Annotated in this window: 19 protein-coding genes; 9 read left to right on the top strand and 10 right to left on the bottom strand. The window is 70.3% G+C overall.

The annotated features are described in order from the left end of the window. Positions 1-37: 37 nt before the first annotated feature. Together AB0M47_RS34210 and AB0M47_RS34205 are read left to right on the top strand one after the other, a co-directional pair. Positions 38-1,111, top strand: a complete 1,074-nt coding sequence (locus AB0M47_RS34210) for an NAD-dependent epimerase/dehydratase family protein (protein WP_363421511.1) — start codon at positions 38-40, stop codon at positions 1,109-1,111. Positions 1,112-1,116: 5 nt separating this feature from the next. Beyond that, positions 1,117-1,920: a WecB/TagA/CpsF family glycosyltransferase gene (locus AB0M47_RS34205; protein WP_363421517.1), complete on the top strand. Its 804-nt coding sequence runs from the start codon at positions 1,117-1,119 to the stop codon at positions 1,918-1,920. Between the two features lie 31 nt (positions 1,921-1,951). Here AB0M47_RS34205 and AB0M47_RS34200 read toward each other — a convergent pair whose 3' ends face one another. Continuing rightward, positions 1,952-2,350, bottom strand: a complete 399-nt coding sequence (locus AB0M47_RS34200; protein ID WP_363421509.1) for a hypothetical protein — start codon at positions 2,348-2,350, stop codon at positions 1,952-1,954. A gap of 174 nt (positions 2,351-2,524) precedes the next feature. Here AB0M47_RS34200 and AB0M47_RS34195 point away from each other — a divergent pair, with 174 nt between their 5' ends. Beyond that, positions 2,525-3,256 carry a hypothetical protein gene (locus AB0M47_RS34195; protein WP_363421507.1) on the top strand — a complete coding sequence of 244 codons (732 nt, stop codon included), beginning with the start codon at positions 2,525-2,527 and terminating at the stop codon, positions 3,254-3,256. A 106-nt stretch (positions 3,257-3,362) separates the two neighbouring features. On the opposite strand, the gene AB0M47_RS34190 is transcribed toward AB0M47_RS34195, so the two are convergent. After that, complete coding sequence (locus AB0M47_RS34190; protein ID WP_363421505.1) at positions 3,363-3,704, bottom strand: hypothetical protein; 342 nt, start codon at positions 3,702-3,704, stop codon at positions 3,363-3,365. A 369-nt stretch (positions 3,705-4,073) separates the two neighbouring features. Here AB0M47_RS34190 and AB0M47_RS34185 point away from each other — a divergent pair, with 369 nt between their 5' ends. Beyond that, a complete protein-coding gene (locus tag AB0M47_RS34185; RefSeq protein ID WP_363421515.1) occupies positions 4,074-4,949 on the top strand; it encodes a helix-turn-helix transcriptional regulator in 876 nt (291 codons plus the stop codon). Then, positions 4,919-5,137 (top strand): DUF397 domain-containing protein, encoded by a 219-nt coding sequence (locus AB0M47_RS34180; RefSeq protein ID WP_363421513.1) that lies wholly within the window; start codon positions 4,919-4,921, stop codon positions 5,135-5,137. The genes AB0M47_RS34185 and AB0M47_RS34180 overlap by 31 nt, the downstream gene beginning before the upstream one ends. A gap of 71 nt (positions 5,138-5,208) precedes the next feature. Here the strand turns inward: AB0M47_RS34180 and AB0M47_RS34175 are convergent, their stop codons facing one another. The 3 genes from AB0M47_RS34175 to AB0M47_RS34165 form a co-directional block, all read right to left on the bottom strand. Further along, entirely contained in the window at positions 5,209-6,387 is a 1,179-nt protein-coding gene (locus AB0M47_RS34175) for a CapA family protein (protein ID WP_363421503.1), read from the bottom strand. Positions 6,388-6,481: 94 nt separating this feature from the next. After that, positions 6,482-7,957 carry a glutamate--cysteine ligase gene (locus tag AB0M47_RS34170; RefSeq protein ID WP_363421502.1) on the bottom strand — a complete coding sequence of 492 codons (1,476 nt, stop codon included), beginning with the start codon at positions 7,955-7,957 and terminating at the stop codon, positions 6,482-6,484. Positions 7,958-8,357: 400 nt separating this feature from the next. Further along, entirely contained in the window at positions 8,358-9,569 is a 1,212-nt protein-coding gene (locus tag AB0M47_RS34165) for a hypothetical protein (protein WP_363421500.1), read from the bottom strand. A 176-nt stretch (positions 9,570-9,745) separates the two neighbouring features. Between AB0M47_RS34165 and AB0M47_RS34160 the strand changes: the two genes are divergently transcribed. Together AB0M47_RS34160 and AB0M47_RS34155 are read left to right on the top strand one after the other, a co-directional pair. Continuing rightward, entirely contained in the window at positions 9,746-10,423 is a 678-nt protein-coding gene (locus AB0M47_RS34160; protein ID WP_363421498.1) for a PASTA domain-containing protein, read from the top strand. A 52-nt stretch (positions 10,424-10,475) separates the two neighbouring features. After that, a complete protein-coding gene (locus tag AB0M47_RS34155; protein WP_363421496.1) occupies positions 10,476-11,273 on the top strand; it encodes a PASTA domain-containing protein in 798 nt (265 codons plus the stop codon). Between the two features lie 18 nt (positions 11,274-11,291). Here the strand turns inward: AB0M47_RS34155 and AB0M47_RS34150 are convergent, their stop codons facing one another. From AB0M47_RS34150 to AB0M47_RS34135, 4 genes are all read right to left on the bottom strand, one after another. Further along, a complete protein-coding gene (locus AB0M47_RS34150; RefSeq protein ID WP_363421494.1) occupies positions 11,292-13,667 on the bottom strand; it encodes a helix-turn-helix domain-containing protein in 2,376 nt (791 codons plus the stop codon). A 140-nt stretch (positions 13,668-13,807) separates the two neighbouring features. Beyond that, on the bottom strand, positions 13,808-15,919 hold the full coding sequence (locus AB0M47_RS34145) for an MMPL family transporter (protein WP_363421492.1): 2,112 nt from the start codon (positions 15,917-15,919) through the stop codon (positions 13,808-13,810). A 48-nt stretch (positions 15,920-15,967) separates the two neighbouring features. Next, entirely contained in the window at positions 15,968-17,113 is a 1,146-nt protein-coding gene (locus AB0M47_RS34140; RefSeq protein ID WP_253759254.1) for an acyl-CoA dehydrogenase family protein, read from the bottom strand. A gap of 12 nt (positions 17,114-17,125) precedes the next feature. Then, entirely contained in the window at positions 17,126-18,637 is a 1,512-nt protein-coding gene (locus tag AB0M47_RS34135; RefSeq protein ID WP_363421489.1) for an acyl-CoA carboxylase subunit beta, read from the bottom strand. An 82-nt stretch (positions 18,638-18,719) separates the two neighbouring features. Between AB0M47_RS34135 and AB0M47_RS34130 the strand changes: the two genes are divergently transcribed. Together AB0M47_RS34130 and AB0M47_RS34125 are read left to right on the top strand one after the other, a co-directional pair. Further along, positions 18,720-19,235, top strand: a complete 516-nt coding sequence (locus AB0M47_RS34130; protein ID WP_363421487.1) for an NfeD family protein — start codon at positions 18,720-18,722, stop codon at positions 19,233-19,235. Further along, positions 19,235-20,770: an SPFH domain-containing protein gene (locus tag AB0M47_RS34125; protein WP_363421485.1), complete on the top strand. Its 1,536-nt coding sequence runs from the start codon at positions 19,235-19,237 to the stop codon at positions 20,768-20,770. The genes AB0M47_RS34130 and AB0M47_RS34125 overlap by 1 nt, the downstream gene beginning before the upstream one ends. 99 nt (positions 20,771-20,869) lie before the next feature. Here the strand turns inward: AB0M47_RS34125 and AB0M47_RS34120 are convergent, their stop codons facing one another. Continuing rightward, positions 20,870-22,021 (bottom strand): chaplin family protein, encoded by a 1,152-nt coding sequence (locus tag AB0M47_RS34120; RefSeq protein WP_363421483.1) that lies wholly within the window; start codon positions 22,019-22,021, stop codon positions 20,870-20,872. Positions 22,022-22,266: the final 245 nt, after the last annotated feature.

Genomic DNA, 22,266 nt, shown 5'->3' with positions numbered 1-22,266 from the left:
CGGAGGTCCAGGCTGTGCCGGTCCAGGAGTATTAACGGTGAGTGTTGCGCTGGTTACCGGCTCGGCCGGATTGATCGGGTCCGAGGCCGCCCGCCACTTCGCCCAACTGGGACTGCAGGTCGTCGGCATCGACAACGACATGCGGAAGTACTTCTTCGGCGACGACGGCTCGACCGCCTGGAGCCTGGTCCGGCTGACCAGCGAGCTCGGCGACTCGTACACCCACTACGACGTGGACATCCGCGACCGCGAGCTGCTCGCCAAGATCTTCGAGCGCTACGGCAGCGACATCTCCCTCGTCATCCACACCGCGGCGCAGCCGTCCCACGACTGGGCGGCCAAGGAACCGTTCACCGACTTCGACGTCAACGCGGTGGGCACCCTCAACGTGCTGGAGTTCACCCGGCAGCACTGCCCCGAGGCCGCCTTCATCTTCTGTTCGACCAACAAGGTCTACGGCGACACGCCCAACCGGCTTCCCCTGGTCGAGTTGGACACCCGCTGGGAGCTCGATCCGGCCCACCCGTTCTACGCCGAGGGCATCTCCGAGGAGATGTCGATCGACGGCAGCCTCCATTCCATCTTCGGCGTGTCGAAGGTGGCGGCCGACGTCGCGGTGCAGGAGTACGGCCGGTACTTCGGGATGAGGACCGCCTGCTTCCGCGGCGGCACGCTGACCGGACCGGCGCACTCCGCCGCCGAGCTGCACGGGTTCCTGGCGTACCTGATGCGGTGTGTCATGGAAGGCCGGACCTACAACCTCTACGGGTACAAGGGCAAGATGGTCCGCGACGCGATCCACTCGCACGACGTGCTCACCGCGTTCGAGGCCTTCTACCGGGCGCCGCGCAGCGGTGAGGTCTACAACCTCGGCGGCGGGCGGTTCTCGAACACCTCGCACATCGAGGCGTTCCAGATCGCCCAGGAGATCACCGGTCACGAGGCCGAGATCAACTACGTGGAGCAGGCGCGGATCGGCGACCATCAGTGGTACGTCAGCGACATGTCCCGCTTCAGCAGCCACTACCCGGACTGGCGGATGACCTACGACGTCCCCGCGATCCTCCGCGAGATCTACGAGGCCAACGCCGACAAGTGGACCCGTTCGTGACCGCGGTGGCGACGCGCAAGCGCAGCGTCCTCGGCATCCTCGTCGACGCGACCGACTACGCGGAGGCCACCGATCGCATCATCGCCGCCGCCGAACAGGGGCGGCCGATGGCGGTCACGGCGCTGGCGGTCCACGGGGTCATGGAAGGGGTCCACGACCCCGCCCTCGGGGCCCGGCTCAACAGCTTCGACCTGGTGACGCCGGACGGGCAGCCGGTCCGGTGGGCACTCAACCTGCTGCACGGCGCCGGGCTGAGTGATCGCGTCTACGGCCCCACGCTCACGCTGCGCGTGCTGGAGCGGGCCGCCGCCGCCGGGCTGCCCGTCTACCTGTACGGCTCGACCCAGCCGACGCTCGACCGGCTGGTGCCGGCTCTCCAGCAGATGTTCCCCGCGCTCAAATTCGCCGGGATCGAGGCCTCGAAGTTCCGGGCCGTCGAGCCGGGCGAGGCGGAGCAGATCGGCGGGCGCATCACCGCGTCCGGCGCGCGGATCGTGCTGGTCGGGCTGGGTTGTCCCCGGCAGGAGAACTTCGCCCACGCGTTGCGGCCGCACCTCGCGATGCCGCTGCTCGCGGTCGGCGCGGCGTTCGACTATCACGCCGGCGGGCTGCGTAAGCCGCCGCCGTGGATGCAGCGCTACGGCCTGGAATGGCTGTGGCGCCTGGGCCTGGAGCCCAAGCGCCTGTGGCGTCGTTACCTGCTGCTCAACCCCGAGTACCTGGCTCGGCTCGGCGCTCAGCGGATCGGCCTGTGGAAGGCCACCCCGCCGACGCCGACGGAGCAGCCCGTACCGACTTTCCCGGTCTAGCGCCGAGCCGGGCTGCTAGGCCCGGACGCGGCTAGGCCCGGACGTAGAGCAGTTCGAGAATCGCCCGCGCGGCCTCGAACCACCGATTGAGCCACTCGGGCGAGGGCGCGGCGCCCTTCGGCGGCAACTCCATGAGCAGCCCTCGCAGCAGCGGGTGGTCGGCCAGCCCGGTCTCCTCCAGCCAGGCCGGCGGCGGGAACACCGGCTCGTCGAGGCCCAGGCCGATCGGCGCGCCGCTGTCGAGCGGGCGGGCGTCGTCCACCTCCGGCATCTCGTTCGCCGCCCATCGGCTGGGCGTCGGGGTCGGCTGCTCGGTTCCGTTCATCTGACTCGCCGGGAGCCCGGCCGGGCTGAGCTGGAAGCCCGGGAGCTGGCCCATCAGGCGTTCGGGCGTCGGCGCGGCGCCGGCGTTCTCTTGGCTGATCGTCACGGTCACACTCCTCGAGCCGGCGGGCGTACCCGCAAAAAACTGCTGGTCACGCGGCGGGTCGCCACTGATCGCGGACCCACTTTCTGATACAACGAGGCGGAATGGGCCAAGCGACGGTTTCCCCGCGCCTGTACGCACGGCCGTGCTCTTTTTCACTGCCCTGCGGGAGTCGGCGTGGCTGATCCACGTAATACTTCGGCCCAGTGCCGGAACTGCGGCTGCGACGCCGATGCCACTTTGGACGTCCCCACCGGACACCTCGCCGTCCCGGCGGCGCGTACCGGGGAATCCGAATCGCTCCCGTCGCTCGCGCGTACACGCCTCGAATTGGACGAGATGGGCGATGAGGAGGCGTGGCTCTGGCGGCTCGTGGACGAGGCCGACCGAGTCTTCGCCGCCGCGCCCGAACCGCCACCAGCCGATCGGCTCACCGAGGCGGAACGCCAGCTCGCTCTGGCCGCGACGTTCGAGGAACGCATCCAGATGCAGATCCGCGCGGCGCAGACCGCGCTGGCCAGCCCGCTGTCCTGGCTGCGCCCGTCGCACCGGGCGGCGGTGGTACGCCAGCTCAAGCGGGATCGGGCCACCGCGGTGATCGCCGCCGTTCAGCGCCGGCGTGCTGCGGAGGTCCGTAATCGCCTGCGCTCCGCGACCGGCCGGCGGACCGCGTACCTTACCGAGCACCACGTCACCCTGGCCGCGGGCCGGAACGCGCGGTCCGAACTGGTGAAGGTGATCGACGACCTCATCGAGGGGTACGCGAGCCTGACCGATCAACCGGCCTGGTTCCGATTCGGCATCGGTTCCCCCGCCACCACCCCGGATTGGCTGACGGCGGCTCGTCAGGCGGTCGCGAGACGACGCCGGTCGCAGCTGGACGAGATCATTCCGCGCGAACTCGCCTGACGGGACGACGCGCCGGATCAACTGTGACTGAGTAGCCAGAAGAGTAAAGCCGTCCGGCCGCCCGGCGTACCGGACGATCGGACGGCTGGGCGCCGGGCGGGTCGCTTCAGCCGGTCGCGACCGCCGACGCGTGGCGCACTGCCGGACGGACATGGGCTCCGGCGACCGTTCGATCCTGGAGGTTCGTGTGGCCACGGTGACCAGCGCCGAGCCCGGCGCCGGTGCCGGCCGGGTTCTGGCGGACCTGGCGCAATCCGTTGCCCTGCACGAAGATCGAGCGGCGCTCGACGGCGTCACCTGCGGCGTTGAGCTGGTAACCGTCGAGCCAGAGCCAGCCGTCGTAAGTCGGCCAGTCGTGCACCCGGATGACCCGGAAGAAGATCGCCGTCGCGAACTGCACGCTCGCGTCGCGGGTGACGTGAAGGATGTCGCCGGCCTTCGGTGTCACGATGCCTCCCGGGAGTCGTTCGCCTCATCTGAGTCGTTAACGAAGTAACGGCACGGCGCCGAAACGGCATAGGGCGTGACGAACACGCCGGACGTTACTTCGTGTTGATCACGATGAGTGCCCGATTTCCCACTCACTGTGCACCATCAGGAAGATCAATGCAAGTTGCACGAAGGATATTGTCACTCGGCTGTGGATGACCGGATATCCGTCATGATCGGGTAGTCGGTTTGTCGGACCCTATGTGCGCGTTCGGACACTTGAAGTGCGGTTTCATAGCGGGCAGACTCCGGACAATGGGGAGGTTGTCCCTGTACAAGGGCGTACCGTACGCCGACTATGTACCCGTCGCGGAGGTGCGCCGTGACCATCGACCGTAAAAGCCCGACCGTCCGAAGGCGACGTTTGGGCGCTGAGCTGCGCAATCGTCGCGAGCGCGCCGGCTACTCGCTGGAGTATGTCGCCGAACAGCTGGAGTGCTCGCAGTCCAAGATCTCCCGCATCGAGACCGGCCACACGTCGGTCAACGTCCGCGATGTGCGGGACCTGCTCACGATCTACGGCGCGGGCGAGGCCGAGATCCAGGAGCTGATCGAACTCGCCCGGGAGGCCCGCCAGAAGGCTTGGTGGCACCCCTTCAGTCAAGTTCTCTCCAGTGCCTATGTGGGTCTGGAGGCCGAGGCCGTCCGCGTACGGACCTATGAACAGCAGCTCGTCCCGGGTCTCCTGCAGACGGAGGCGTACGCCCGAGCCACCATGGGCATCCTGCCGGGCCGAAGTGAGGAAGAAATCTCCTCCCGAGTGCGTGTCCGAATGCAGCGTCAGTCGTTGCTGGACCAGGAAGACTCCTTCCACCTTTGGGTTGTGCTCGATGAGGCCGCCGTGAGCCGGCCGGTCGGAGGCGACGAGGTCATGTCCGACCAGTTGCGGCACTTGGTCATTGCCGCAAATCGACCGAATGTGACGCTTCAGCTGCTTCCGTTTGAAATCGGTTCACACGCGGGTATGGACGGGACATTCGCCATCCTCGACTTCCGCGAACCGGGTGACCGATCCGTGGTCTTCGCCGAGAATGCCACCGGGGGCCTCTTCATCGACAAACGCGACGAGCTGGAGAGGTACAAAAATCTCTTCGAGCACATCCATACGGCGGCGCTCGGACCGGAGCAGTCCGCCGAACGGATTCAGCAGCTAGTAGAGGAGCCACTGTGGAGATCGAGACAAAGGGGTTTCGCGTCGACCTGAGCAACGCGGTCTGGCGCAAGAGCACCCGTAGTAGTCCCAGCTGCGACAACTGTGTCGAGGTCGCGTTCGTCGGAGGCGCCATCGCCGTGCGCGACTCCAAGAACCGTGACGCCGGCACCCTGGTCTTCACGCCGGGCGAATGGGATGCCTTCGTCGCCGGTACGAAGGACGGGGAGTTCGACCTCTAGGTTCAGCTGATCGAGACCCCGCGGGCACGACCGGCCCGCGGGGTCTTGTCATGCGTACGGCGATGGCGCCGTCAGGCGATGGGCACCGTGGCGCGCCGCGATCGAATGACCTTCGTCGTCCGGCGGCCGCTCGCCGCGCACTCCGCCGCGGTCGAACCCTTCCCGCGTACGCAGGCCGAGACGAGCAGGATCCGCGCCGCTCCCGAACCCAGGCGCATGTAGACCGGCAGGGCTTCGGCCAGCACGACGTGGAACTGTCCAGGTGCGCTCTCGGCGAAGGTGAACCGGGAGATCACGCCGTCCCGGGTGTCGGCCGAGAAGCTCTGCGTACTGACCAGGTTCCCGTGCCCGTAGGCCACCCATTCGCCGCCGATCTGCTCGAACGGCTGCACGACATGAGCGTGGTGGCCCAGGATCAGGTCGATGTCAGGCGAGGCGAGCAGCGTACGCGCGATCGAGGCCTGCTCGGCCGTGGCGGCGTGCTGATATTCCGTGCCCCAGTGCAGCGAGACGATGACGATCTCGGCGCCCCGCTGCTTGGCCGTACGCGCGTCGGCGAGGATCGTGGCGGGCTTGATGAGGTTGGCCGCCCACTCCTTGCCCTTCGGCCGGGGGATCCCGTTGAACCCGAACGCGTAGGAGAGCTGCCCGACGCGTACGCCGGCGACGGTGAGCAAGGTCGTCGTCGCGCGCTCCTGTGGCGATCGGGCTGTTCCGGTGTGCGCCAGCCCAGCCGCGTCGAGGGCGTCGAGCGTACGCCGGATGCCGTCGAGCCCCACGTCGAGGCTGTGGTTGGACGCCGTCGAGCAGGTGTCGAATCCGGTGTCCTTGAGCGCCGGGACGACCTGCGGCGGCACCTGGAAGACGGGGTACCCGGTGAACGGCCCGCCCGGCCGGCCGAGCGGCGTCTCCATGTGGCAGATGGCCAGGTCGGCTCCGGCGATGACGGGTTTGATCCCGGCGAACAGCGGCCGGAAGTCCATGCCCCGGCCGTGCCCGTCCACCCGGGCTTGCCGCCACAGACCCTGGTGCAGCAGGACGTCGCCCGTGCCGACGACGGTGAACCGTCGGGGCTGCCAGTCCGACGCCGTCGTCGGCTGCGGTGCGGCCGCCGACGAGCGCGCCAATGTCGTGCGGACCGTCGGCAGCGGGGCGGCCGGCGCAGCCGTCGGCGTGGCTCGGCCGGGCGAGGGGTGGGCCGCCGCCAGCGTCGAGAACAGCGACGCGACCGCGAGAACCGTCAACAGCACAACCGCTTCGTGCCGCAGGCGTGGCTTCATGTCCCCGAGATGCACACTGTGCACTATGGAGTTGCCGCGCCCCCGGGCCAACGTCCGATCGGTGCTACTCCACCGGCCAGGTGTGCACCGGAGCGTTCGATCTGGACAGTTCCGCGTACGCCGTGAGCATGTGCCGGAGGGCCGCCGGACGGTCCATCCCCCGTCGTTCGGCTGCCCGGACGGTGTCGACTTGCCACGTCGCCCCGGTGCGCCCACTGAGGCAGCGCTGCTCGATGATGCCCAGCAGATGGTTGCTCACCGCCGCGTCGACGCCGAATCCGTCGAGTCCTTCGGCCGCGTTGGCGAGCATGACGTCCAGGAGCAGGTCGGTCGCGCGTACCTCGCCGACACCTGGCCAGAAGACCGGGGCCGCGATGCCTCGCCGGGCCGCGGCGTGGAAGTTGTCCTCGGCGGCGCTGAAGCTCAGCTGCGTCCAAATCGGACGATCCTGCTCGGCGTGGTAGCGAACCAGGCCGTAATACAGCGCGGCGTTCGCCATCATGTCGACGATCGTCGGCCCGGCGGGCATCACGCGGTTCTCGACCCGCAGGTGCGGCCGGCCGTTCATGACGTCGTAGACCGGACGGTTCCAGCGGTAGATGGTGCCGTTGTGCAGCCGTAGCTCGCCGAGGTGTGGCACACCGCCCGACCGCAACACCTCCAGCGGGTCCTCGTCGTCGCAGATCGGCAGCAGCGGCGGGAAGTAGCGGACGTTCTCCTCGAAGAGGTCGAAGATCGAGGTGATCCAACGTTCGCCGAACCACACCCGGGGGCGTACGCCCTGCGCCCGCAGCTCGTCCGGCCGCGTGTCGGTGGCCTGCTTGAACAGCGCGATCCGGGTCTCGTGCCAGAGCTGATGGCCGAACAGGTACGGCGAGTTCGCCCCGGCCGCGAGTTGGAAGGCCACCACCGACTGAGCAGCGTTCCAATAGTTCGCGAACTTCTCCGGGGAGACCTGGAGGTGGAACTGAAGGCTGGTGCAGGCGGCTTCGGGGGCGATCGACTCGGTCTCGATCTTCAGGTGGTCCACGCCCCGGATGTCGAGGGTGATGTGCTCGCCCCGGGCGTTGAGGATCTGCTCGTTGAGCACCCGGTAGCGGGGATTGGTCGAGAGGTTGTCCAGGATCGCGTGCTCGACGGTCAGCGTCGGCAGGATGCCGATCAGCACCAGATTGGCGTCGTGCTCGGCCGCCTTGGCGTCGGTGCGCGCCAAGGTCTCCAGGAGCCGCTTCTCGTACATCGCCAGCCCGTCGCCGCCGATGAGCTGCGGCGGAACGTTCAGTTCGAGGTTGAACTGGCCGAGCTCGGGCTGGAACGTGGGGTCTTCCAGATCTTCGAGGATGCCGAGGTTGCGCATGGCCGGCTCGTGCTCGCCGTCGACGAGGTTGATCTCGATCTCGAGGCCTGTCGTCGGCGCGTCGGCGTCGAACGCGAAGTCGTCCAGCATCAGGGCGAAGGTGTCCAGACATCGCCTGACCTTCTGCCGGTACCGCATTCGGTCCGCGCTGGTGAACGTCCCCTCCGAGACGTCCTTGCCCATATGCCCTCCCCGGTTCTCGGTCTGCTGCTGTGGGTAACCGAGTCGTTGCAATGAGCTTCCAGCCTAAGGGGTTCCTTCCAGGGTGGTATCGGGCGCTAGGACCATTGCCAGAATTCGCCTCGCTTTTGACAGGCAGAATTGGCGGCAGAACCCGCTGTCACAGCGACTGGACCCTGTTATATACCAACAAAATGGACAGATCACCGAGCGCCGCGTTGGTAGCGTTTGGCGCAGATCAGGTCGCACGGGGGCGGCCCACTTTGGGGGGGTCGGCATGACGGTTGCTCGTCGGACACCAGGGCGACCGGCGTAGCGATCTCATGCCGTGTCATTTGGCGCGAGCGGGGGAACGGGACACGTTCGGGGGCCCTGCTCGCGCCAAATACCCAGGCTCTCCCGGCTAAGGCTTCTTCTTGTCGTCGGGCTTCTTCTCGTCCGGCTTCGTGCTGTTCTCCGGCTTCGACTTCTCGGGCGGCTCCGGCTCGGTCGGCCGCTCCACCACGGCGGCACGGCCCATCGCCGGCCGAGGACGACGCCGATTCCGCGGCGCCGGAATGATCGCAGCCTTCGGTTCCGTCGCGGGCTTCGCCTCGACCTCGGCGGCTTCCTCGGCGCTCGCCTCCGACTTCGCCTTCGGCGTATAGATCTGCCCGGTCGCGGGTTCGACGACAGCCGCCGCCGGAGCGGCCGGATTCGCCGCGTCTGTCACAGCAGCCGACCGGGTCGCGGTCAGCACGGCGGCCAGCACCGAACCGGCCAGGCCCGCGATCACGGCGTACGGCGCGATGAGCAGCGCTGAGACCTGCTCGGCCGGCGCACCCGCCAACCGCGGCGCGGCGAGCACCGACGCCGCGGCCAGCAGCACCGGCCCGACGACGCCCGACAGCGCCACCGACGCCCGCGTGTCACCCCGGCGACCGGCCGGCCACGCGGCCAGCAACCCGAGCAGGAAGGTGGACCCGAGGGTGAGCACCGCTCCCGGCAGGTAGATGGACTGCCACCAGCCGCTGCCGGGCAGGTCCAGGGCCACCGCTTCGACGTCGCTCACCGAGTCGACCTGCGTGAACCGCCAGACGCCCAGCTGCGTCGGGGCCAGCCCCCGGCCGCCCGCGACGGCGTCGACCACCGCCAGCACCGCGACCAGCCACCACCAGGACGCCGTCGCCACCAGGTTCGCCGCCGCCGCTCGGGCCGACAGCACCACGGCCGCGAGCACCAAGCCGATCAGCACGCCCACGGTCGCGTACCAGCCGACGATCCAGGCCGGCGCGAAGGTCACGCTGGTCGAGACCTCCCGCGCGGGCAGCGCGGTCAACGGCACGACGGCCAGCCCGCCGAGCGTCGCCGCGCAGGCCACCGACGCCCGCCACAGGCCGCGGGCCCACGATGCGGAGTCCACAGTGGTGGTACGCCGGGCGGTGACGAGCGCGGCCAACGCGACCGACAGTGCGGCGACCCAGACGGTCCAGGCGAGCGCGGCGGCCCAGCCCGCGGTGTCACCCAGCCAGCCGATGATTCCCAAGCCGTAGCCGACACCGAGCTGCGCGGCGCCGATTCCGGCGGCCAGTCCGGCCGCGACGGCGACCGATCCGGTCCAGCCTCGTGCGGACATCGTCTCGTCCTCCCGCGAGGTATCCAGTGGTGGGCAGACTATCGCTGACTCGGTGACGCCGCGACATGTGTCAAGTTGGTGTCAGTTGGGCCTGCGCACGGGCTTGGTGTCGCCCTCGGGTTGCACACTGTGAGCCGCTGCGAGTGCCGTGGCGCCAGTGAACAGGAGTACGCACGATGACCGACCCGTGGGCGACCAGAGTGGACGCCGAACCCCCGCGCCAGGGGCTCAGCCCGGCGATGATCGCGGCCATCGCGACCTCCGTCGCCGTGCTCGCGATCATCGGGGCCACCGGCGGTTTCCTGCTCGCCAACGCGAACCCGGAGGCGTCGCCGTCCACATCGGCCACAGCGGTGACCACGTCGCCGACGGCCGCACCGTCGCTGGACGAGTCGCCCAGCTTCTCGCCCAGCCCGGTGGCGTCGGCCACCTCGACGACACCCGCCGCCACCGGCACCCTCCCGGACGGCACGGGCCGCGACTTCCGCGAGTACTTCGCACAGTTGCGCACGGCCAAGCTCGGCGTCGTCCTCATCTTCGGGGAGACCGGACAGGACGGCCTGGTCACGCGTACCTCCCCGGCAGCACCGGCGAAGATCCGGCCGGGCCTCACCATCAAGGTCTACATCGCTGGCGCGCCGCCGGAGACCGCCCTGCCCAAGGTGGTCGGCCTGCCCTGCCGGGACGCCCGGGTGCCGCTGGGCAACAGCGGTCTGCTGCCGACCTACCTGAGCGGCCAGGACGGCGTGGTGCTCAGCCAGTCGCCGGACCCGGAGGCGGGCGGAACCGCCCGGTGGAACGACCACGTGGAGATCACCTGCGGCGAGGGCGCCACCGCCAGCCCCAGTCCGTAACGGTCCGCGCGCCGCACCGGCGGGCGTACGGCAATCATGGTAGGACGGGCACATGTCGGAGAGATCGCCAAGTCCCGCGGACGAGCCCGCCGAGCCCACCCAGCCGATCGAGCCGGACGCCACCCGGCCCATCGAGCCGGACGCGACCCGGCCGATCGAGCCGGACGCGACGCAGGCCATCCCCTCGGACGCCACCCAGGCGCTGCCGGGGCCGGGCGATGCCCCGACTGAGGGGATCCCGACCGAACAGCTGCCGTCCGTCGACGCGGACGCCACCCAGGTGACCCCGGGCGGCGACCACTGGACCGGGCGGGCGGAGGTACGCCCCGACGCCGTCCGCGACGCGGTTCCGCCGGAGGAGTGGAACGACGTCGAGGAGCCGAGCCGCAACTGGTGGCTGCCCATCCTCATCGGCGTGGTCGCGGTGCTTGTGGCGCTGGCCGTCATCGTGGCAGTGGTCCTCCTGATGCGCCGGTCGAACGAGCCCGAGCCCGTTCCCACGACCGGCGCGCCGACGGCGACCTCTGCCGCGCCGAGTCCCTCCCCCACTCAGACCGCGCCGAGTTCACCGGAGACCACCAACACCGGCGGCCCGACCACGCAGATCGAGGTGCCGGACCTCGCCGGGCAGTCCGAGGCCGCCGCGAAGTCCCGGCTGGACCAGCTCGGATTGACCTACTCGGTGACCTATCAGGAAGCCCCGGGGACCGAGGCCGGCACCGTCATCACCACCGTTCCGGTGGGCGGGAGCATCGTGGGGCCCGGCGACGACATCCGCCTCATCGTGGCGACGGCGCCGCCGTCGGAGGAGCCGACGGAGAGCCCGGAGCCGACCGCCACGGCCAGCTGAGTCGGTCAGCCGAGTCGGTCAGCCGAGTCGGTCCAGGACGGCGCGTTCCCGCTCGGTCAACGTCATCCCGGACGTCTTCACCAGGGCGGCGATCCGGTCGCGGGCACGCTGCCGCTCGGCCGGATCGTCGGAGGCGGCCACCAGCCCGACGAGAGCCTGCACCACGTCGCGTAGGTCGTGGCCGCCCTCGTAGGCGTCCGCTGCGGCGGCGTACCAGCTGCTGGCAAGCCTGCGCTGGCCGCGGGCGAACGCGATCGCGGCCTCGACCACCGCGCAGGCCGGGTCCTCGACCTCGGGCAGCGTGGTGGCGCGCAGCTCGGCGAGAATGCGCTCGGCCTCGCCCGCCTCGCCGTTCTCGGCCTGGGCGAGGGCGATCGTGGTGAGCAGACGGCGGCGATGGCTGGGGTCGCCGACCTCGGCGAGCAGGTCGAGGGCCTGGGTGCCGACCACGACGGACTCCGCGAGCTGGCCGCTGAGCCGCAGCACCTCGGCGAGATTGCCCCGGCCCAGCACGCGCAGCCGGAAGTCCCCGGTACGCGCGGTGAGCCGGTCGACCTCGGCGAGCCGGCGCTGCGCGCCCACCAGGTCGCCGGCGCGGATGTCGTGCCAGGTCAGGTTGCTCTGGGCGACCGCCATGTCGCGCGCCCGGCCGGTGCGGCTGGCGAGGATGAGCGCTTCGAGGCTCTGCTCGCGGGCCTCGTCGAAGTCCCCGCTGCCTGTGCACAGTGCGAAGAGCACCGTACGCGCGGCGAGCTCGCCCGTGACCTCGGAGCGGTCGGCGAAGATCTGCACGGCTTCGCGCACCGAGTCGATCTCCTCCGCGCCCGCGCCGTGCTCGTTGGCCAGCTGCGCCAGCCCCACCATCGCCCACGCCCGCACGAGCGGGTCGGCGTCGGCGGTGCGCTCGTCGTCCAGCAGCCGGCGCAGCCAGCGGCGGCCCGCTACGTCCCGGCCTCGGAAGCGCCACCACCGCGGCAGCTTCGCGGCCAGGCACAACGCGGTATGCGGATCGTCGTCAGCCGAGTGCGCCAACGCCGACCAGAGGTTGCCAGCGACGTCGTCGAGCCGCGCGATCGCCGCGCCGTGCTGCGCCCCGCTGAACATCGGCGTCGTACGCGCGGCGAACCGGGCGAAGACGACGGCGTGCCGGCGCCGGGCCAAGGTCAGCTCCCCCGCCGCCTCCGCCTGCTCCAGGGCGTACTCGCGGACGGATTCGAGCACCATGAACCGGATCGCGCCCTGGCCCCGCACCGTCGCCAGGCCGAGATCGGTCAGCCGGTCCAGCAGCTCCACGACGTCGACGCCGGTCTCGGCCAGCAGCTCCTCGGCCAGCTCGATGGACCAGCGATGGGTGAACGTGGCCAGATATCGCAGTGCCTGCCGATGAGCCGGGGTCAGCAGGCGATAGCTCGCCACGACCGCCGAGCGCACCACTTCCGCCGCGTCGACGACCGCGCCGTCCTGCCCGAACCGGGCCAGCATCTCGCTCGGGTCCAGCAGCCGCCCTCGGGCCGCCGCCAGCTCGATCGCCAGCGGAAGCCCGCTGAGGCGGCGTACGAGGTCGGTGATCGCCGCGACTTCGGACTCGGGCGGCGGATCGCCCCGATGCAGGGCCCACCGCTCGAGGAACAAGGCGCTGGCCGGATGCTTCCGGGCTTCGGCGAGCGTACGGGTGCCGGCGGGGGGCACCGGCAGCGGAGCGACCGGCCACACTCGTTCGCCGGGCACCCCGATCGGGCTCCGGGCGGTGGCGATCACCCGCAACTGCGGCGCGATATCGACGAGCCGGGTCACCGCGGCCACCACGGCGGGACGTGCCCGGTCCACTGCGTCCACCAGCAACAACGCCGGTCGGCGGAACGCCTCGGCGAGGCCGTCCGGATGCCCGACGCCGATGACCGCGCAGATGCTGTCCAGCACTCCGGACTCGCCCTCGTCCGGCGAGACCTTGATGCCGACCGCCCCGCCCGGCAAGTCGTCCTGGAGCTGGGCGGACGCGGCCAACGCCAACACGGTCTTGCCCGACCCGGCCAGCCCGACCAAAGTGGTCACCCCGGCCGTCGTACGCAGATGCTCGGTGAGCCCGGCCAGATCCCGGTCGCGCCCGATCAACTCCCCCGCGTTCGGCAGCGCCCGGGGCGGCCCCGGGGTGTCCGGCGGTTCGGCGGGCGTACGCCCCCGGGCGACGGCCACGAAGACGGACAGGTCCCGCCCCTGCAGGCCGAGGGCGGCGCCCAGCAGCTCGACCGTGGACCGCTGCGGGCGTACGCTGCGACCCGCCTCCAGGTCGCGTACGGTGCGGACGCCCACCTCGGCAGCCTCGGCCAGCTCCGCCTGGGTCAGCCCGGCAGCGAGCCGGTGCCGCCGGAGCAGCACAGCGAATCCGTCCTTCATGGACGGACTACGCGTCTCGGCTGCGGGCTCCACGGCCTCGAAGACTAGCCAGCCGAGGTCGCCGACGGCAGCTCGTGTCGGCCGTTTGACCAGGTTGCATGCGTGTTTCCGACACAAACGTGCCCTGGTGTCCAGCTGCGTTATCGGCTCGTGATCTTCTGATCCGCTTCTGGGGCTCGGCTGGGAGCCCACTCGGGACTCCCTTCACCAGTGACCGGACCGCCAGCGGGGCCCTCTTCACCAGTGACCGAGCCGCCGGCGGGGTCGCCGGGCCACCAGTTCCAGCGACCGAGCAGGGTCATCGCGGCCGGGAGCAGTAGACCCCGGACGACGGTCACGTCCAGGGCGATCGCCACCGCCATCCCGACGCCGATCTCGCGTACGGCGGACAGGCCACCCAGGACGAAGCCCAGGAAGACGAGGATCAGGCTGAGTCCGGCCAGGGTCACCACCGGACCCGTACGCGCGATGCCCCGCCGGACCGCCTCGTCGGTGGCGTACCCGGACCGGTGCTCCTCGGTGATCCGGGCGAGCAGGAAGACCTCGTAGTCCGTGGTCAGCCCGAAGATGAAGACGAAGAGCAGGATGGGCGTCGTGGCGTCGAGGCGACCCCCGAAGACCACGGCGAGCATGCCCAGCGACGCCCCCAGGGTCAGCAGGTTGAGCAGGACCGCCTTCACCGGGATGACGATCGATCGGGTGAGCAGGAAGAGTAGCGCTCCGGTTGCCGCCAACAGGACTATCAGCACGACCGGAAAATGACCGGTAACCGAATCCTGGTAATCCGCTAATTCCGCGGCGGGCCCGCCGACCAGGGATTTCGCCGGCGCCGGGACCTCGCGGACGGCTCGGACGACCGCCGGACCCTGGCCGGAACTCACCGGAGTCAGGTCGACGACCGTCGCCTCGGGCGGCATCTCCAGCCGGAGTTGCAGCCGGCCGACCCCGGGCAGCCGGTTGAGCCGATCGAGGTAGTCCCGCATCGCCGCCCCGCCGCTGCCGGTGTCCACGACGACGGTGACGGCGTCGGCCTGATCGCGCTGGAAGTCGCGCAGATAGACCTCGTACGCCTGCCGCGCCTCCGCGCCGCTCGGCAACCCACGCGCGTCGGTGTTCCAGAGGTCGGCGGCGACGAACGGAAGGGTCAGGATGATCAACAGCGCGGTGCTGGCGAAGGCGACCGACTCCGGGCCCTTCTGGGCGAGCGCGGCCAGCCTGGTCAGGATTGATCTTGAATCGTCGGTGTTGCCATGGCGACGTCTTCCATTCAAGATCAGCCGACGTCCACGACGAGGCTCGCGGGCGACCAGCCGCGGTCCGAGGATGGCGAGCAGCGCGGGCGTGAGCGTCAGCGAAGCAGCCGTGGCGACCACCGTGACGAGCAGTCCGCCGAGCGCCATCGCCGCGAGCAGCGGTTCCCCGAAGACGGCCAGCCCGGCCATGGCGACACCGACCACGCCACCGGAGACGAGCACTGCTCTCCCCGCCGTACGCAGCGCGGCGGCCAGGTCGTTCTCCTCGCGATATCGCCAGAGCAGCAGGATCGAGTAGTCGACGGCCAGCCCCAGGCCGAGCAGCGTCACGACGTTGACGGTGTACTCGCTGACCGCCGTCACGAGGGCGAGCCCGGACAGGGCGAGCAGGGTCGTGGTGATCGCGGCGACCGCCGCAGCCAGCGGTGCGACCGCGCCCCAGCGGAGCACGACGACGAGCAACAGGGCCAGGGCGGCGAGCGCGACGCCTTCCCCGAGGGCGGCGTCGGCCACGGCCTGCTCGGTGAACGCACGCTCGGCCAGCGGCTTGCCGCCTACCAGCACGTTCGGCAGGCGGCGCAGGACCGCGACGGCGGCGTCGATCTCGGCGTCGGGCGTACCGGGGGTGAAGGTGACGCGGACCAAGGTGCTCCGCTCGTTCTGGCCGATCTGACCGCCCGGCGCGGTGTAGAGGTCGCCGACTTCGCGTACGCCGGCCATCCCCCGCAGCTGCTGCGCCACCTCGGTCGTGGTCGCGACCAGCGCCGGGTCGTACGGGTTCACGTCCCGGGAGATCGCGAAGACCGTCTCACCCTCCGGCTTGAGCTGCTGCAGCCGGGCTTCGGCCCGCAGCGACTCGGCGTCGGCGGAGAGCTGGCCGACGTTCTGGGCGTGGTCGTAGACGCTCCCGCCGAGAGCGCCGCCCGCGATCGCGAGCAGCGCCCACCCGGCGACGATCAGCCATCGCCCCCGCACCAGCCAGCCGGCCCAGTTCCGCATCTGGGCATGAGAGCATTTCGCGATCGGCTGGGATGTCCGGAACCCGACTCAGTTCAGTCCGAGCTCCCGCGAGATCACCATCTTCTGGATCTCCGAGGTGCCCTCGCCGACCTCCAGGATCTTCGCGTCCCGGTAGAACCGGCCGACCGGGAACTCGTTCATGAACCCGTACCCGCCGTGGACCTGCGTCGCCTTGCGAGCGTTCGTCATCGCGGCCTCGCCCGCCTGGAGCTTCGCGATCGCGGCGGCGTTACGGATCGGCAGGCCCGCCACCAGGCGTGCAGCCGCATCCCGCCAGGCCAGCCGCGCGGTCTGCGCGCCCGCCTCCATCTCCGCGATCATGAATTGCACCGCCTGGTACGCCGAGATCGGCGAGCCGAACGCTTCGCGCTGCCGGGCGTACGCGACGGACTCGTCCACGCAGCCCTGAGCGAGCCCGGTGGCGAGGGCGGCGATGGCGACCCGTCCTTCGTCGAGGATCGTGAGGAACTGCTTGAAGCCTCGGCCGCGCTCGCCGAGCAGGTTCTCCACCGGCACCCGGACGTTGTCGAAGGACAGCTCATGGGTGTCCGAGGCGCACCAGCCGACCTTGTCGTAGCCAGGCGCGACGGTGAAGCCGGGCGTACCGGAGGGCACGATGATCGTGGAGATCTCGTCCGGCCCGGTGAGCGCCGTGACGGTGACGAGAACAGTGATCTCGGTCCCCGAGTTGGTGATGAACGCCTTGGTGCCGTTGATGATCCATTCGCGGCCGTCGTCGCTCAGCTTCGCCGTGGTACGCGTCCCGCCGGCGTCGGACCCGGCGCCGGGCTCGGTGAGACCGAAGGCGGCGAGCTTGCGGCCGGCCACGAGATCGGGCAGCCACCGGCGCTTCTGCTCGTCCGTGCCGAACTTGAAGATGGGCATCGCCCCGAGCGAGATCGCCGCTTCCAGGGTGATCGCCACCGACGAGTCCACCCGCGCGATCTCCTCGATGGCCAGGCAGTGCGCCAGGTAGTCGCCGCCCATCCCGCCGAACTCCTCGGGGAAGGCCAGCCCGAACAGGCCCATCGAGCCCATCTGCGCGACGATCTCGTAGGGGAACTCGTGGCGGGCGTAGAAGTCCCCGATCACCGGCGCGATCTTGTCGCGAGCGAAGGCGGCGACGGTCTCCCGAAGCTCGGCGAGGTCCTCGCTGAGTCCGAAGTGGTCCATGGCTCTCCTAGATCAGACAGGTGTGACGCCGTGGCGGCGTCGCGAGAAGCTGCGGTCCTTGCCGTGCGCGGCGGCCAGCCGCCGGACGAGTTCGCCGCGCAGGTCGTCCGGTTCCACGACGGTGTCCACGACGAGTTCGCTGGCCAGCCGGAGGAGGTCGATGTCCTGCTCGTACTCGGCTCGCCTGGCCTCGACGAAGGCAGCCCGGTCCGCCTCGTCTTCGATGGCGGCGATCTTGTTCGCGTACACCGCGTTGACGGCGGCCTCCGCGCCCATCACCGCGATCTTGGCGGTCGGCAGCGCGATCGTGGCGTCCGGATCGAACCCGGGCCCGGCCATGGCATAGAGCCCCGCCCCGTACGCCTTCCGCACGACGACGCAGAACTTCGGCACCGTGGCCTCGCTGATGGCGCTGATCATCTTCGCGCCGTGCCGGATGATCCCCTGCCGCTCGACGGCCGAGCCGACCATGAAGCCGGGCACGTCCGCGAGGAAGATCAGCGGAACGTTGAAGGCGTCGCAGAGCTGCACGAACCGAGTCGCCTTGTCGGCCGAGTCGACGAACAGCACGCCGCCCTTGTGCAGCGAGTTGTTCGCGACGAGGCCGACGACCTGGCCCTCCAGCCGGGCGAACCCGACGGTCAGCTCCCGCGCCCACTTCTCCTGGATCTCCAGGAAGCTGCCCTCGTCCACCAGGCGCTTGACCACCTGGCGCATGTCGAAGGCCCGGCGCTCGCTCTCCGGGATCAGGGCGGCGATCCCGCCGCGCGCCGCCTTCGGCTCGCTCGCGGGCGGCTCGGCGATCCAGTTCGACGGCAGGTAGGAGAGGTAGTCCCGGACGACCTCCAGCGCGGCGTCCTCGTCCTTGCACAGGAAGTGCCCGACGCCGGAGACCTCGGTGTGGACCTTGGCCCCGCCCATCGCCTCCAGCGTGGTCTTCTCGCCGGTGACCATCTCGACCATGCGGTCCGACCCGAGGTACATCGAGGCGTTGCCGTCCACCATCGCCACGACGTCGCAGAAGGCCGGGATGTACGCCCCGCCCGCGGCCGACGGCCCGAAGAGGGCGCAGACCTGCGGAATCGAGCCGGAGGCGCGGACCTGGGTGTGGAAGATCTTGCCGGCGCCCCGGCGACCCGGGAACAGGTCGACCTGGTCGGTGATCCGGGCGCCGGCCGAGTCCACGAGATACACCATCGGGACACCGGTCTGATAGGCCCGCTCGATGATCCGGATGATCTTCTCGACCGTACGCGCGCCCCAGCTGCCCGCCTTGACGGTCGAGTCGTTGGCCATGAGGCACACCGGGCGGCCGTCGATGGTCGCCGAACCGGTCACCACGCCGTCGGCGGGCAGCCCGTCGGCCAGGGCGTTGGCGTACGCCCCGTCCTCGACGAACGAACCGGCGTCGACCAGCCGGGCGATGCGTTCCCGGGCGAACAGCTTCCCGCGCTTGGCGTTGGCCTCGTGATAGCGGGCCGCCCCACCGGCGTCGATCCGCTCCCTGACCTCATCCCAGCTCACGCGGCCTCCCTAACGAACGTTCACCTGAACGAACGTTAGGCTATCACCCCGGGACTTGCGGGGATTCCTTACCTTGTCGGCCATGGGATGGACGACGGTCCTCTTCATCATCGTCGGAGCGGTCGGGCTGGGCCTGCTCGCGCTGTCGATGCTGGGCGGCGAACTGTTCGACTTCGACGGCGCCGACTCCGTGCTGTCCATCGAGGTGGTCGCGGCCGTCCTGGCCGGCTTCGGATTCACCGCCGCTTTCATCAGCGCGCTGCCCGGAGTCGACCTCCCGCTCGCCCTCGTCGCCGCCATCGGCGCGATCGCGGCGGTGCCCGTCGCGTACCTGGCGTGGCTGCTCACCGGCCGGGCCCGTAACATGCCGACCGATGCGACCCCGAATCGGACCGACCTCGTCGGCCGGCCGGGGGTCGTCGTGACCGAGATCCGGGCCGGGGGCTACGGCGAGGTCCGCGTACGCATCGGCGGCCAGCAGGTCAAGCTCAACGCCCTCGCCGACGAGCCGCTCCCGGCGGGCGTGCACGTGCTGGTGGTCGAGGCCCCCAGCGACACCAGCGTCAAGGTCCGTCTCGCTGATCCAGAAAGGAACTGATGCTTTCCCTTCTCCTGCCCATCGCCGGTGGCGTGGTCTTCGTCCTCTTCCTGCTCTTCTACGTGCTCTCGCGGATCAAGGTGGCCGGGTCGAACGAGGCCTTCATCGTCACCGGCCGCAAGGGCCGCCGCGTCGAGGCGGCCGACGGCACCCGGTCGACCGACCTGTCCGGCCAGAAGGTCGTCATGGGCGCGTCGGTCTTCGTCCTGCCGGTCGTCCAGAAGCTCCAGATCATGGACCTGTCCAGCCGCGGCATCCACGTCGAGGTCACCGGGGCCGTCAGCAAACAGGGCATCCGGGCCAACCTCCAGGGCATCGCGGTCGTGAAGGTCGGCGGGACCGAGGACGCGATCCGCGCCGCCGCCCAGCGATTCCTCCACCAGCAGCAGGCCATCGACGGGTTCGCCCGGGAGGTCCTGGCCGGCGCTTTGCGCTCGATCGTCGGCCGGCTCACGGTCGAGGAGATCATCCGTGACCGGGCCGCGTTCGCCTCGGCCGTCGCGGAGGAGGCCGAGCACTCGATGACCAACCAGGGTCTCGTCCTCGACACGTTCCAGCTGCAGGACATCATCGCCGACGGCAACTACCTCCAGGATCTCGGGCGGCCCGAGGCGGCGCGCGTACTCAAGGACGCGTCGATCGCCGAGGCGCAGGCCCGGCAGTCGGCCGAACAGGCCCGGCTGCTCGCCGAGGAGGCGATCGCCGAGGCCCAGCGGAACCTGGAACTCAAAAAGGCCGGCATTCAGGCCGAGATCGACGCCGCGAAGGCGAAGTCCGCCGCGGCCGGCCCGCTCGCCCAGGCCGAACGCGACCAGGCGATCCTCGCCGAGCAGCAGAAGGTCGCCGAGCGCAACGCCGAACTCAAGCAGCGGCAGCTCGACACCGAGGTACGCAAGCCCGCCGACGCGGCGCGGTACAAGGTCGAGCAGGAGGCCGAGGCGGCTCGCAACGCCCAGGTCCTCGCGGCCGACGCCGCCCGGCAGACCACGATCGCCGGTGCGCAGGCCTCCGCCGAGCAGGCTCGCCTGACCGGTGAGGGCGAGCGTGCCCGCCGGGCTGCGCTGGCCGAGGCCAACGCGATCGAAGGCGCTAAGGAAGGTGAGGCGGAGCAGCGGCGGCGTACCGCCATCGCGGAGGCGACCGAGCGCGAGGGTTCGGCCGAGGCCGCCGCCATCCTGGCGCGCGGTCAGGCCGAGGCCGAGGCCATGCGCCTCAAGGCCGAAGCTTTCCAGCAGTACGGCGAGGCTGCGATCCTCGACCTGCTCGTGCGGGTGCTGCCGGAGGTCGTGGCCGCGGCCAGCGACCCGATGCGGTCCATCGACAAGATGACCGTGATCTCCACCGACGGCGCCAGCTCGCTGACGAAGTCGGTCGCCTCCAACGTCGCCCAGGGCCTTCAGCTCGGTACCGATCTGACCGGCATCGACCTGTCGAGCCTGCTGGCGAAGCTGGGCGGAGTGCCGGCCCAGGCAAGCGACAACGGCGAGTCGAAGCCGATGGCGCGCAAGGCCATCAAGGCCAAGCCCGCCGAGTGACACACAGTGGCCGGGGCCGGGCGATTTCTCGCCCGGCCCCCGGTTTCTCTATGGACGCCGTCCGCCGTACGCGGAACGAGCGGGTACAGACCTGCTCGGTCAGCAGGTGAGCGTGGCGGTGGCGCCACCGGTGCTGTGCGCGACGGCGCTGCCACCCACGGCCGCGGCGTTGCCGGACAGGTCGACCGGCGCCTGGACGGGCAGCAGAACCTGGGTGCCGTTCAGGACCCCGGCGTTCATGCCGCTGGTCAGGTTCCCGCACGAGCCGCCGTCGCCGTAGCCGGCCTTGCCGTGCTTGGCAGCCGGGGCGGGCAGCGTACGCGCGCCGGTGAGCGAGCCGGTGAGGTTGCCGGTCAGCCCGGTCAGGGCGCCGGTCAGATCGCCCACGAGCGGCAGGCCCTCGGTCTTCTTGCCACCCTTGCCGTGCTTCTTGGTGCTCTTCGGAGCGTCGGCCGGCTTGTCCTTCACGTACGTGTCGGGGCCGTGCCCACTCGGGCCCTCGCCGATGACAGCGTCCGCGCCGCCCTGGCAGGAGGCGGTCGCGCTGCCGAGGACGGCCACCGCGTTGCCGCAGATGTCGATCGGGATCTGGACCAGCGGGATCAGCTGCGTGCCGTTGCCGATGCCGAAGTTGAGCCCGGTCCAGGCGTCCGGCAGGCTCTCCGCGTCCAGCGACGCGTGCGAGCCGCCGACACAGCCCGCGGTGGCCCCGCCGAGGACGCCGATCGCGTTGCCGCACAGGTCGATCGGGATCTGGATCGGGGCCAGCACCTGCGTGCCGTTCAGCAGGCCGACGTTCTGCGTGCTGGTAAGGGTGCCGCTCTCGGTCTTGGCCGACTCGGACTTGGCCGACTCCTGCTTCGCCCACGAACCGCCGGTGCACCAGGCCGTCGCGGAACCGCCGATGCCGATCGCGTTGCCGCAGGCGTCGATGGGCGCCTGGAGCAGCGCGCGCAGCTGCGTACCGTTGAGCAGGCCGACGTTGTCGGAGCTGGTCAGGTCGCCCAGCTCACCCGCGTGGTTCGCCCACGCGCCGCCGACGCACCCGGCCGAAGCGCTGCCCAGCAGGGCGATCGCGTTGCCACACACGTTGATCGGCGCCTGGATGTTCGCGTCGACCTGCGTACCGTTGCCGATTCCGGCGTTGTTCGACGTCGTCAGGTCACCGGCGTGTGCGGCGGACGCGCCGGCCAGCAGGAAACCGGCCGAGATCGCGCCGGCCTTCAGGGACTTACGAGCCCACGAGTTCATGGTTCATTGCCTTTCGGGTGTTGCAGACCGGGGGGTCCGCGAGTGCAGTGATGTGCCGAGATTTGCCCGGTCCGGACGCAGACACCGGACCAGCCACAGGCGCGCGGAAGCTGTCCGCGTACCTGGGATCGAGGGCGCGCTCAGGAGCGCGCGAAGAACTCGCTCAGTCGGGCGAGCTGGTAGGTCGCGGCGCGTCGGCCCGCCGCAGGGCGCTGTCCGCGGCGCGGCGCAAGGCCCGCGCCAAC

This window comes from Hamadaea sp. NPDC051192 (assembly GCF_040682475.1).
Taxonomy (GTDB): domain Bacteria; phylum Actinomycetota; class Actinomycetes; order Mycobacteriales; family Micromonosporaceae; genus Hamadaea; species Hamadaea flava.
Note: the sequence above shows the minus strand (reverse complement) of the source record. Positions and strands in the feature narration are given on the sequence as shown.

Bases quoted from the DNA above. Each gene is read 5' to 3' on its own strand.
- AB0M47_RS34140 (WP_253759254.1), bottom strand. From the start codon at position 17,113: ATGGACCACTTCGGACTCAGCGAGGACCTCGCCGAGCTTCGGGAGACC.
- AB0M47_RS34120 (WP_363421483.1), bottom strand. From the start codon at position 22,021: ATGAACTCGTGGGCTCGTAAGTCCCTGAAGGCCGGCGCGATCTCGGCC.
- AB0M47_RS34145 (WP_363421492.1), bottom strand. From the start codon at position 15,919: ATGCGGAACTGGGCCGGCTGGCTGGTGCGGGGGCGATGGCTGATCGTC.
- AB0M47_RS34130 (WP_363421487.1), top strand. From the start codon at position 18,720: ATGGGATGGACGACGGTCCTCTTCATCATCGTCGGAGCGGTCGGGCTG.
- AB0M47_RS34165 (WP_363421500.1), bottom strand. From the start codon at position 9,569: ATGTCCGCACGAGGCTGGACCGGATCGGTCGCCGTCGCGGCCGGACTG.
- AB0M47_RS34125 (WP_363421485.1), top strand. From the start codon at position 19,235: ATGCTTTCCCTTCTCCTGCCCATCGCCGGTGGCGTGGTCTTCGTCCTC.
- AB0M47_RS34160 (WP_363421498.1), top strand. From the start codon at position 9,746: ATGACCGACCCGTGGGCGACCAGAGTGGACGCCGAACCCCCGCGCCAG.
- AB0M47_RS34150 (WP_363421494.1), bottom strand. From the start codon at position 13,667: ATGAAGGACGGATTCGCTGTGCTGCTCCGGCGGCACCGGCTCGCTGCC.
- AB0M47_RS34155 (WP_363421496.1), top strand. From the start codon at position 10,476: ATGTCGGAGAGATCGCCAAGTCCCGCGGACGAGCCCGCCGAGCCCACC.
- AB0M47_RS34170 (WP_363421502.1), bottom strand. From the start codon at position 7,957: ATGGGCAAGGACGTCTCGGAGGGGACGTTCACCAGCGCGGACCGAATG.